12 protein-coding genes and 3 pseudogenes are annotated in these 10,583 nt (G+C 39.1%); 4 read left to right on the top strand and 11 right to left on the bottom strand.

Annotation, left to right across the window (positions count from 1 at the left end; genetic code table 11):
• Nucleotides 1–225: hypothetical protein (locus tag F557_RS23165; protein ID WP_026298001.1), on the top strand; the 225-nt coding region annotated here is incomplete at its 5' end.
• A gap of 53 nt (nucleotides 226–278) precedes the next feature.
• Here the strand turns inward: F557_RS23165 and F557_RS0117815 are convergent.
• From F557_RS0117815 to F557_RS0117805, 3 genes are all read right to left on the bottom strand, one after another.
• Nucleotides 279–512, bottom strand: coding sequence for a hypothetical protein (locus F557_RS0117815; protein WP_157617963.1), 234 nt, complete (start codon nucleotides 510–512; stop codon nucleotides 279–281).
• 295 nt (nucleotides 513–807) lie between these two features.
• Nucleotides 808–1,221: a hypothetical protein gene (locus F557_RS0117810; protein WP_019003560.1), complete on the bottom strand. Its 414-nt coding sequence runs from the start codon at nucleotides 1,219–1,221 to the stop codon at nucleotides 808–810.
• A gap of 5 nt (nucleotides 1,222–1,226) precedes the next feature.
• Complete coding sequence (locus tag F557_RS0117805) at nucleotides 1,227–2,093, bottom strand: DUF3990 domain-containing protein (protein WP_211209607.1); 867 nt, start codon at nucleotides 2,091–2,093, stop codon at nucleotides 1,227–1,229.
• Nucleotides 2,094–2,809: 716 nt separating this feature from the next.
• On the opposite strand from F557_RS0117805, the gene F557_RS0117800 reads away from it, so the two are divergent.
• Nucleotides 2,810–4,399: a transposase gene (locus F557_RS0117800; protein ID WP_019003558.1), complete on the top strand. Its 1,590-nt coding sequence runs from the start codon at nucleotides 2,810–2,812 to the stop codon at nucleotides 4,397–4,399.
• Between the two features lie 3 nt (nucleotides 4,400–4,402).
• Here the strand turns inward: F557_RS0117800 and F557_RS23755 are convergent, their stop codons facing one another.
• The 5 genes and pseudogenes from F557_RS23755 to F557_RS23435 all read right to left on the bottom strand — a co-directional run bounded on the left by F557_RS23755 (nucleotide 4,403) and on the right by F557_RS23435 (nucleotide 7,609).
• A complete protein-coding gene (locus F557_RS23755) occupies nucleotides 4,403–4,663 on the bottom strand; it encodes a type I restriction endonuclease (RefSeq protein WP_026298000.1) in 261 nt (86 codons plus the stop codon).
• Nucleotides 4,663–4,968: a hypothetical protein gene (locus tag F557_RS23155; protein ID WP_026297999.1), complete on the bottom strand. Its 306-nt coding sequence runs from the start codon at nucleotides 4,966–4,968 to the stop codon at nucleotides 4,663–4,665. The genes F557_RS23755 and F557_RS23155 overlap by 1 nt, the downstream gene beginning before the upstream one ends.
• A 2-nt stretch (nucleotides 4,969–4,970) precedes the next feature.
• Nucleotides 4,971–6,005 carry a virulence RhuM family protein gene (locus tag F557_RS0117785; protein WP_019003557.1) on the bottom strand — a complete coding sequence of 345 codons (1,035 nt, stop codon included), beginning with the start codon at nucleotides 6,003–6,005 and terminating at the stop codon, nucleotides 4,971–4,973.
• A 9-nt stretch (nucleotides 6,006–6,014) separates the two neighbouring features.
• Entirely contained in the window at nucleotides 6,015–6,146 is a 132-nt protein-coding gene (locus tag F557_RS23565; RefSeq protein WP_019003556.1) for a hypothetical protein, read from the bottom strand.
• 713 nt (nucleotides 6,147–6,859) lie between these two features.
• A pseudogene (locus F557_RS23435) lies at nucleotides 6,860–7,609 on the bottom strand (phage major capsid protein).
• Between the two features lie 118 nt (nucleotides 7,610–7,727).
• Between F557_RS23435 and tnpA the strand changes: the two are divergent.
• Entirely contained in the window at nucleotides 7,728–8,003 is a 276-nt protein-coding gene (gene tnpA / locus F557_RS0117765) for an IS66 family insertion sequence element accessory protein TnpA (protein WP_019003553.1), read from the top strand.
• Nucleotides 8,004–8,045: 42 nt separating this feature from the next.
• Here tnpA and F557_RS0117760 read toward each other — a convergent pair.
• From F557_RS0117760 to F557_RS0117750, 3 genes and pseudogenes are all read right to left on the bottom strand, one after another.
• Nucleotides 8,046–8,210: pseudogene (locus F557_RS0117760) on the bottom strand (IS256-like element ISBsu2 family transposase); the annotation flags it as partial.
• 157 nt (nucleotides 8,211–8,367) lie between these two features.
• Nucleotides 8,368–8,901: a hypothetical protein gene (locus F557_RS0117755; protein WP_026297997.1), complete on the bottom strand. Its 534-nt coding sequence runs from the start codon at nucleotides 8,899–8,901 to the stop codon at nucleotides 8,368–8,370.
• A gap of 17 nt (nucleotides 8,902–8,918) precedes the next feature.
• Entirely contained in the window at nucleotides 8,919–10,082 is a 1,164-nt protein-coding gene (locus tag F557_RS0117750) for an AAA family ATPase (protein ID WP_019003550.1), read from the bottom strand.
• Between the two features lie 301 nt (nucleotides 10,083–10,383).
• Between F557_RS0117750 and F557_RS22850 the strand changes: the two are divergent.
• Nucleotides 10,384–10,583, top strand: a pseudogene (locus F557_RS22850) (hypothetical protein); the annotation flags it as partial.

Below are 10,583 nucleotides of genomic sequence, written 5' to 3'. Positions count from 1 at the left end.
CGCAGGAACAACGGTGTTTTTATAACTTCTCCGACACTTGCAGATCAATGCATCACATTCTGGGGAGAAAACTGGCTTGCTCAAAACTTCAGCCAGATACTCAGCAGTTCCACCATTCAGCTTGGGAATTACTGGCTGAAGTACCTGATTCTCATAAAAGCCCTGGACAAAGATCCCTCTCTGTCATTCGATAGGTACATCTCTCAAATAACATCCAAATGTTAATTGAACAAAATAGACAAATGTAAATTGAATTATTAGCATTTTTTAGACAAAGCTTAATTTGCTAACACACTTATGTATTCATTGTCATTTTGACATCTGGTAAACTCATAATTTATAGTCAGAGAATTAATATCGTTATCTATAATTCTAGATATGAGTACCTGAGTAATATCCGATGGAGAATCAAGAACAGGATCAGGATCCGTATAATCTTTATACAGTTCGTAGCCGCCATATCCGGCTAAAGCAGCAGTGCCAACAACAGCTAATGTTTTAATTTTACGCATCATTTATCCCTAAAAAATTCACCCGGTAATAACACTAAAAATCATCAAACCAATATGGCATGCCAACGTTAATATCCTATTCAGCACCTTTGGGGTTAGGGTAAGAATAGGCGTTAGCGTCATTGAACATTCCTTTCATATTTACAACTTTCGTATTAGGTCTAAAGTCAGCACTTTAGACCTAATACCAATTCTAAAATAACGTATATAACGCGGATTGCTGTTACGCTTACGGATGAAACATCTTTGAACATAGAAAAACACCGCCGCATAGGCGAGGTCGTTCAGGTTCTGGCTATCGCTGTTTCTGTCTTTGTCGATGAATTTCGATCAGGTCGTCAATCGCCACATCCGGATCAAACGTGTGAAAAGCCATATAATTGCGCTTCATGGTCTTTGCCGGTGCCTGGCGGTAGATTCTCTTGCTCTGCTCGCCTCGTGTACAGGCCCAGTAGCGATACAGATAACCAATCCAGTACAAAACTTCCGGAGAATATTTTTCTCCATCTGTACCCAGCGTCTTTTCATCCTTCAGTTCATCAATCAGATATTCTTCTCCCATCCACTGCAGCTTATTGTAGGGAGAATCCAAATGCTCAGCTACCTCTGAATTCATGAAATCACGGATGAAGCCTTCACTAGCGTAGGCGGTAGAACGCTCAAACATACGACCTTGGATATCACAAAGTTTTAATTGAATGCTATCCATGATCCTTACCTCCTGGCTTCCTTCAGAATTTCATCGAAGAATTGGCCTTCTCTGCGATAATCTCTACAGATTTCATTGGCAAGATTAACGCCTTTCACGCGATTTGATTCACTCAGAACCCGGAGAAAATTACGCTCCAGATGAGATAACTCAATCTCCGTTTCAATTTTCACATGCTCACAAGCCTTCTCGGTAATCGCAACAAACTGCTCTCCCAGCTGCAAGGCAGACAGGCTCATGACAAGTGCTTTGTCCGTAATGTTTCCCAGGAAGAAGTTATCCAATACATAGAACATTCTGTCATTGGCGATGCTGCCTACAACCACATCATAACCTTTTGACATTGCAGCATAGTGCTCGTAAAGAGATGTCCCTCTCGCTTCGTCCATCTTGCCCCGGTTATAAGCCACAAGCATCGCCCATTCCAGATCAGGGTTTACATTCAACACACGCAACCCAGTCATATCCAAGCTGATAACATAGAACTTCGACTCCTCAAAATCACTGATCAACGTCAATGGCTGATAGGGCTCCGTCCCCATATAGAACCCTTTGCCAAAATCACAGCGTTCTCTGCTTATCGGAGCAATGGGACCTTTAATGCCAGATTTGGAACTATGATACAATAAGACTTTTTCGGAGCTGCTGCTTACATTCACAACACTTTTCTCAATCTTCTTTTGAATAATATCTTCCAAATCGATGTTTCTTTCCTTACAGATATCGTACAAGCGAAGTTGAGCTGCCTTGTTCGGCTGAGAATGTCCGTTTTCCCACCGGTTCACGGTTGCATAGGAGATGCCGATCATCCTAGCCAAATCTTCCTGACTTGCATTCAACCGGTTTCTGATTTCAAGAATAAGATTCTTCACGCCCAGCCTCCGACATAACATTTGCTACGTCAATATTATGGTGTTTGCCACATCGAAAATCAATTCAAATCTGAAAACTTCCTGCGAACAATCAGCTCTTTCTTCAATGCCATGAGGTCTTCAAATTTTACTGCTGTCCCGAAGGCATTATTGTAAAAGAAGCTGTGCAACAGGAAATAGAAGATTCCATTGTGCACTGGTCGAGCTCTGTGCTGACATCTGCAGACGTAACGGCAAGCGGAAGCTGGTATGGATTGCTGACCGAGAAAAAGCCCTTGCGTACGCTATTAAGGATGACGAAATGCTCCTGACCGTTCATCGCTTGGTTTGCCAAGAAATCCTGTCCGGGAAACTGGCTATTTGAAAGAATGGGCAGTTTGGCGACGAGGTTAACGGCAAACTAGGGGGTGTAGGAATGAGAATAGCCGGCAGTTCGTGTGGCTGTCGGTTAGAATAGTGATTTAGGCGGTAAAATTAAAGTAACCTAAGTAAAACTTTCACAAACCTCAGGACTATAGAAAGCTTCTTGTTCTGAGGTCTTTTCTTTTCAAATCATATCAAAAATTCATCTGTTTCCCCTGTTTTTTGGAAATAATCTGCCTTTTTAACTCCTGTTTTATCGTAAGAGTTAGTGATTTCTTTGCAAAATTATCATTTTTTATGTCTTTATTAGTCCGTTTATGATATAATACGGACTATATATAAGAGGTGTTTTTATGAAGGTTCCTGAAGAAATCAGAAAGGTTAAAAGACCGGTTAATACTATTGTTGAAGACTCTGGCAGAGATGGTCCTAAAAGGTATTCTGTACGTGAGCGGAGTGCGGTTAAATACGTACCGGGAAAAAATCCTCAGCCGCATAATGGGAAAGTTGTCGGACATATCATCAATTTTAAGTTTGTTCCAGTTGATAACAAAGCTTCGACAGAGGCAAAACCTAAGATGCTATCCTACGGTTCTGTAGCTTTGGCAAAATCTGTATGTGACGACATAACAGATGATTTACTCGCGGTATATGATGCTGGAAAAGTATATTCCATCATGTCGCTGGCAATCATAAGAGTAATAAGACCGTCTACACCTTTAAGCCGTGTATCAGCTCACTACCGGCGAACCTTTACCAGTGTCTTTTTTCCGGGAGCTGCTGTTTCACAGAACTCTCTTGGCAATCTGATTGACTATCTTGGAGTTGATGAAGACAGAAGAAAAGCGTTCTTTTTGAAACGAATCAGTTCAGTGATGGCAGAACATCATATTGCGATTGATGGGACACTCAAGCAGGATAACAGCACGGTCAATGATTTGTCAGCATTCTCTTACAAAGCCAGAGTAAAAAACACAAAAGACATCTCTGTTATATACGCATACGATATTGAAAAAATGGAACCGGTCTGCGCACAGGTATTTCCGGGTAACTGTATTGATGCCAGTGCTTACTCGACATTCATAAGAAACAACAATATCGATAAAGGTATCATCGTTGCTGACAAAGGTTTTCCTCCAAGCAAAATTAAAAATGAGCTCAACAGCAGACCGAACCTGCATTTCCTTACTCCTATAAAACGGAATGACGTACGAATAAAGGATAATGACATGTTGTCATTCCAGGGGGTTCTTTCTGGAATTGCAACCAATGTTCTTTACTGTAAAAAACAAATCAAGGGCGGAAGGTATCTGTATGCATTCCTTGATCAGTCAAAGTCATCTCTTGAAGCTAAAACCTTTCTAACTAAAGCTAAGCAGGATTCAGGGTTTGATTATGAGAAATACTGTGACAAAAAAGATAAATTCGGTCTGATTGTTTTAGAATCAGATCAGGATCTGCCTCCTGTTGTTGCTTATACGTGCTATGAAGAACGATGGAAACTCGAGATGGTGTTTAAGTATTACAAGATGGATGAAGATTTGGACAGAACAAGGGTTCAGGGAGATTTTGCTGTAATAGGAAGTGAATTCGTGAACTTCATTTCTACTTTGATAACCTGCAGGATTATCAATAAGGCTCAGAAGTCTGGAGTTCTAAAAGAAATGTCATACGGCGAAATGATGGATGATCTGTCATCCGCATGGAGAATGACTGATGCGCCTTTAAATGTACCGGCATCATCAGATGACGAATACTGGGTTCATACCCTCAATACAGTAATGGAAACATTAGAAAAGTTGGGACTTTCAGTTCCTGCAGCAAAACCTGAACCAAAGAAAAGAGGAAGAAAGCCCAAGGTAAAAGAACAGTCCGAAACAACACCTCGTAGACCGAGGGGGAGACCAAGAAAGGTTACAGTTTCACAAAACACTGAAAATTAGAGGTTATAGTCCGTAGAATTGTGAAACTTTTATTGGATCTCGATCTGATTTATACTGTTCCACGGCATTATTAATGTTCTGCTTGGTAAACTGGTTTTTAAGTTCAAAAGTTATAACTGGTAGACCGTTTATAAACACACATAAATCCAAAGTCAGTTTTGACGAATCATTGGAGTAGCGTAGCTGCCGAGTTACGCTGAAAATATTCTTTTCAAAATTCTCTTTTGCCTTTTCATTATTTTCAGAAGGAGCAAGGTAGAACATTATAAGGCTTGCCGGGTACACGTTGATGCCGTTTCGCAAAAAACATCTATGATGCCTCGCTTGGCTATTTCTCCCTGCAAACGATTTAAAAATTGTCTTTTTTTCTGCTCTGAATGGAATACTCCGAGTTTTTCCATCTGCTCATACTGAGATTCATTTAAAAAACGAAAGAGTCTTGTTTCATCAATTGCATAATCTTTGTTGTAATCAGCATTATTACCTTCTTCGTAACCATTGTGCTCAACAAGCCATTTAACAATTAATGTTTCAAAACCACTCTCTCTGGTATCAGTAAATTTTGGCATAATCACTTCTCCTTCGTTTTTTTCTTAGCAGTTTTTGCTACTTCCTTTATGGTTTGCAGGTACGCCTCTTCAACCGGAGAAAGGTTCTGCACAAGAAAACGTTGGTATTCCCGATTTGCTTTATCCATTGCCTGCTTATGACTGATTTTTCCAGCACCAACAAGTATCTGTTCACCAGTAGTCGAGAGGATGCGGTCTAAATGCTCCACATAATCACTCATATGCATCGGATTGTGGCGCATTGCCTGAACTTCTGCGAAATCAAAATAACCGGAAACAATTCCGTTCAGAATTTTCAGCTCTTCTTCCGAAAGATAATTTTTGGCAATCCCTATATCTTTAGATGTCGGAAAATCTCCGGAAAAAGAAGTCAGCCCCATAAAAGGCTTGTCTGCATCAGCACGTTCGTAAATGACCTCTGCGGCTGTGTGTCCATGGGCAGCGTAATGCAGTTTATTTTGAACCATCTTGAAAAAAGCAACAGATTCTCTGCTTTTAGGATCATAATCAAGACTGGTAGCGTACAAATCAAGAACCTGACGATACATAACCTTTTCGGATGAACGGATATCACGGATGCGCTCAAGAAGTTCCTTCCAGTAATTGCCACCGCCAAGGTTCTTCAGGCGGTCATCATCCATCGTGAATCCTTTGATAAGGTATTCCTTTAAGCGCTCAGTTGCCCATCTGCGAAAGTGAGTGGCGATAATAGATTTAACCCTGTATCCAAGGGAAATAATCATATCTAAATTATAAAAAGGCAACTCCCGTGAAACGGTTCTGCTTCCTTCCTGACGAACCTGTCGGAATTTCCGACAGGTTGAAATTTCATCAAGTTCTCCTTCTTCATATATATGAGCAATATGCTCAACAATATTTGTTCTAGAGGTTTTAAACAATTCCACCATTTGCTGCTGTGATAACCATACAGTTTCATCAACAAAGCGGACATCGATCTTTGTTTTACCATCTTCAGCTTGGTAAATGATTACATCACCTTGGTTGTCATTAGGAATAAGTTCTTGCTTACCAGCCATGGTTACCTATTACTCCGTTTCTAATTCGTTTTCTGAATCCGTCACAATATTATCTGTTTCTTCTTCCACAAATTCATATTCAGGAATTTTAATATTACGAACATCAATTTTGCCGGTTACAGTATCTGCAACAAGACGCATTTGCAATTCCTTTATCTCCGTTTCTTTAATTCAAAGTATTAAGTTTTTCACATTCCTCATCTAAAACTTACTATTGAATTATGTACCTGATTATCCATTATTCGACATTTCCCAATCAATCATTAAATTGCTTCAATGCAGGACTTCTGCTCAGACATCAATCCTGCTCTAATTATAAATTCAAAGACAAGACATTATTTATCTGCCATGTTTCAGATTCTCGGAATGATACCACAACCCACACATTACATTCCGAGCAGAATTTCGCAAAATCAATAAAACTCAGGCATTTCGGGTGCTTTTTGGCCATTTCTATTCTGATCGATAAAATTCATTTCGTATACAACTTGCTATACCTTCCCCTTAGAGGGATATATATGTACCGACCACAGAACATAAATAAGGAAGGTACATATATGCAGACAAACATTAAATTCAACCTACAACCAAAGCAGAGGCCTAAGCTGGCAGACGAGATTGCGGCAGCATTGCACACGCTGCCCTGTTATCAGAAGGTTCCAAGCCTGTCATACAAAATCGGTGACTGCACACTGGAACGGGACGGAACACTCAGAATCCCTGACACAGTTGATTCTGAGACCGTTGACCGACTGCTTAATCATCTGCAGGAAAAAGGCTTTACCGGTGAAATAGAGCAGACTGAAGACAGACTGATAATCACGGTGCCTAATAATACCTTTACGGAGCAGGCATTAGCCAATCTGATCGTTAATGGTGAATCGCTCTACAACTGGTCTCATGATTACAGGCCTGCGGTCGATAACCCAGTAGTAGCTGAAATCACCAAAGGCCACCGGCTTCTTCTCGGATCCCGCACACGGCATGAACTCAGATATCACGACAGGGTTTCCGAGAATGGTATCGCTGTTGTGGTTCCACAGATAGTTGCCGTTTTCATCCTTGAGCTTGCGGAGTGTCATAGCCCGTCTCGTCATTCATGAGCCATATACCTTTCTTCGGTATTCCGCTTCCACGGAGAAATACAGACTGATTAGATCGTCATAGGTTATACTCTCTGTAGTAAAAGCAACTTCGGCTCCTCCGACATCATTCAGAATACCGGTAGGCATTTCCTCTCCGGTACCGTTGATAAACGCATCAGTTTCTGCTCTGGCAAATGCTTTGCCAAAACGCTTATCAAGGCACTTCTCGATATCGAAAGTCGCATCATGAATAAAATCCGCTTCGCACTTGATGAATGCAGCCAGCTTCCAACTGTCCACCGGCATTTTTCTGAAATCATCAGCACCTTCATAAATAGGAATTTCACCACGTTCAGGAACGAACATCGCCATGTCATTTGAATCAACAGCAAATATACGATTCCCGGTGCGATAGGCTCTGATGCAGGTTCCAATCTGACGGAATACACTTTCATCAGCAATGGCTTTGATGATCCTGTCTGCTGATTTGGCAGGAAGACGGAATGTACCGGTGCCAATGTGACGGCCACCGTTAAGTTTGTCGAGCAGAACGTAAGTTTCCCAGATATACGGTCTGATAAAACCACTTTGTTTTAGGTACCATTGTAGCCATCGGATAAATTATCAGGAGGTTCCGATGGTTAGTTCTTCAAATAAGGCGATAGTCGAGAAGTATGCCAAAATGCTTACCGACTGCGCCGCCAGTAATCTTTCAGTTCGTCAGTATGCCTTCAGTCATGGCATCAGTAATTCCATGCTTTACAAGTGGATCAAAATATTCAAAGAGAGGATCTCCCGAGGTGAATCATTTCCCGGTCTTGTTCTTCCCGTTATTTCCTGTCCTGCGAGTCCGCAGCATAATCCGGATCTCGTTGAGATCACTGATTCTCCCGTTTCCTGTCAGCCCCGGTAATCAGCAAGAACGCTATTTCTTGTGAGTGTAACCATTTTTTCAATTTTCAGTTTCCTTAACTCCATGATCATTTGCTGTATATCCAAGGTGCGAATCCATTTCACCCTGAAGCATAGCCTCGAACATCGGTCCGAATATATCCTTAAGGGCATTCTGCATTTCTGCTACGGTTTTAGGCTGATAATTTTCCAAAATTGATTTGGCAATAGCCTGACTAAACTCATTGCGTTTCTTTGTAGGGTGCCATAAGTGCGTCACTCATAAATCTAATAATCCTTATTAAAATGTATCGCACTTTCTCAAAATAATAAAATGCGTAAGTTGTGATGAACATAACTTACACACTTAATATTACACCCTCGGTTCACACGCCCTGTTTCAGCAAATCCAATAACGTATATTGGCCTTTAGATTGATGTTTTTGATGATACAACTTAATTGCATTCACTAATTTTTCCGGCGTGTTGAAATATGCCTTTACGGTTTCATACTTCTTATCATACTTTAATTTTGGTAAATTCTGTTTACAATAATCGCTAGGACTCATCTTTGACTTTACCTTGCTATACTCATCATACTTATCTTCACTACAAATAATGAGCATCTCTATCTCCGGAGATGTAACAATATTAACTACGTCAATCTTGTCTTTGTAAGGCTTACTGATTTTAAAATTTTCCTTCTCTCTATCCAAAATACGAATGACAGAAATTTGATCATCAAATTTCTTTCTCAAATATCTTGATTCGAATTCTTTTGCATCCCTGCATCTAATAATATCATCATTAATAAGTTCATTTTTTGCAAAAATTAACAAATCGTTGTCTAACAGAATATCCAATATGGCTCTCTCTGCAGCTCCTTCACATATACAAGCCTTAAATTTTGACAGTTTCATCACTATATTAATTCCCATTACTCATTAATTGGAATAATGGAAGATTCAAATTTTCTCTTCAACTCAATATATGCATTATACGAAGGCGCTGTACCTGTTAGGATTCCGCTTTGATAAACATCACTCTTTTTTAAATCGTTTCTTTTCAAAAGATCACGTAAATTTTTAACAGTTATACCACCTTGATTGTTAGTTATAAATATATTATCATTTCTGTCATTTTCATCCAGAAGTTCAGGATAATGTGTTGAGTATACTAAAGTTCCTCCGTTTTTATTTAATTTATAACTTTTAAAAAATCTAATGATTGTACAAACAATCTCTTTATTGAAATGATTTTCAAGCTCATCAACCAGAATATAGCCACCTTTCTGAAGAATATCCAAAGCCAAAGTAAATATAAATATTCCTCTAATAGTGCCTGACGATAGATATTTATTCAACTCTATAGGATTAAATAGAACTATTTCATTTTCCCCTTTAAACTTTAAATGAATAGAATGCCTTTCATCATTTTCAAAAATTAAATACTCAATTGAAGGATCAAGATATGCAATTATTTCGATCGGAATTTTTCCTTTGAATGGTAATACGTTAATGTTTGTAAAATTCAAAAGACTTATAACTTCAGGCGTATCGTTGACTTCTTTGTTTTTTGCAATAACGATACTTATATCTTCGGCCAAAAATTTTTCTTGATTATTTCTTTCAATCAACAGTTCTGCATCACCAAAATCTAGCAGATGTGTACGAGCAGTAATTTTGGTCGCCTTTTTACCCCATAATCTTTCTGATACGATCCTATAAATTGGGCCTTCGCTACCCATTTTCTTGAATGCGATATTTGTCTCTAATTTACAAATCTCTGCTGTACTTTCTAAATAATAAAATAGATTAAACGTGACATTATCAGACTGTCCCAATATATCTTTTTCACGTATATCATTAATTGGCCTATTTAAAAGTAGTTGCAAAGACAAAAGAATTACCTTTAAGGTAGATGTTTTACCAGACGCATTAATTCCAGCAAAAACATTTGTTGTATTTAGAAAAACCGTTGAAAAAAGTGGATATAGATAATCTCTCTGCTCTTCAGATACCCTTTGTTGTGCAAAAAAGCATATATCAATTTTTTCTTTAAAAAGAGGCAAGCCGTCAACTACTATCTTTAAGAGTTTCATTAGATTTTCCTTTATCATTAAAAACAGATAATTCGTACTTAGTATTGGTATATAACAAAGAATACCACTTCAGGACGCAATTATCAACGCAAATCGCGTTTATAACCAAAATCGTCTACTTTCAACCAAAAATTCTACTCCTATCTGAGGCGCACTCCTGCAAGCACACTTCTTAACCACTCAACAAATTTTGTATTAGGTCTTAAACCGTCTTTTTAAGGCTTCAGGGATTCTTGACAAAAGTGCTGGTGAATCCGTACCATACCGCACACAAAAATCGGGATTGCTGAAGGAATTTGCAATGGAAGCGAAGATCACAAATAACAATCTTCCTGCTAATCAGCACGATACTGATACTTCCAAACTGGACAACCTTTACTCGTTAATCGAAAAACTTACATCAACCATTCAAGAACAGACCTCAACCATTCAAGAGCAGACCTCAACCATTCAGAAGCAGACTGAAGCCTTTCAAAATCAAGCCAAAAAAGTTGAAGAACA

The sequence above is a fragment of the Succinimonas amylolytica DSM 2873 genome (assembly GCF_000378405.1).
In the GTDB taxonomy this organism is placed as follows: domain Bacteria; phylum Pseudomonadota; class Gammaproteobacteria; order Enterobacterales; family Succinivibrionaceae; genus Succinimonas; species Succinimonas amylolytica.
Note: the sequence above shows the minus strand (reverse complement) of the source record. Positions and strands in the feature narration are given on the sequence as shown.

Bases quoted from the DNA above. Each gene is read 5' to 3' on its own strand.
- F557_RS0117815 (WP_157617963.1), bottom strand. From the start codon at position 512: ATGCGTAAAATTAAAACATTAGCTGTTGTTGGCACTGCTGCTTTAGCC.
- F557_RS0117810 (WP_019003560.1), bottom strand. From the start codon at position 1,221: ATGGATAGCATTCAATTAAAACTTTGTGATATCCAAGGTCGTATGTTT.
- F557_RS0117800 (WP_019003558.1), top strand. From the start codon at position 2,810: ATGAAGGTTCCTGAAGAAATCAGAAAGGTTAAAAGACCGGTTAATACT.
- F557_RS23755 (WP_026298000.1), bottom strand. From the start codon at position 4,663: ATGTTCTACCTTGCTCCTTCTGAAAATAATGAAAAGGCAAAAGAGAAT.
- F557_RS23155 (WP_026297999.1), bottom strand. From the start codon at position 4,968: ATGCCAAAATTTACTGATACCAGAGAGAGTGGTTTTGAAACATTAATT.
- F557_RS0117785 (WP_019003557.1), bottom strand. From the start codon at position 6,005: ATGGCTGGTAAGCAAGAACTTATTCCTAATGACAACCAAGGTGATGTA.
- F557_RS23565 (WP_019003556.1), bottom strand. From the start codon at position 6,146: ATGCGTCTTGTTGCAGATACTGTAACCGGCAAAATTGATGTTCGTAAT.
- tnpA (WP_019003553.1), top strand. From the start codon at position 7,728: ATGGTTAGTTCTTCAAATAAGGCGATAGTCGAGAAGTATGCCAAAATG.
- F557_RS0117755 (WP_026297997.1), bottom strand. From the start codon at position 8,901: ATGAAACTGTCAAAATTTAAGGCTTGTATATGTGAAGGAGCTGCAGAG.
- F557_RS0117750 (WP_019003550.1), bottom strand. From the start codon at position 10,082: ATGAAACTCTTAAAGATAGTAGTTGACGGCTTGCCTCTTTTTAAAGAA.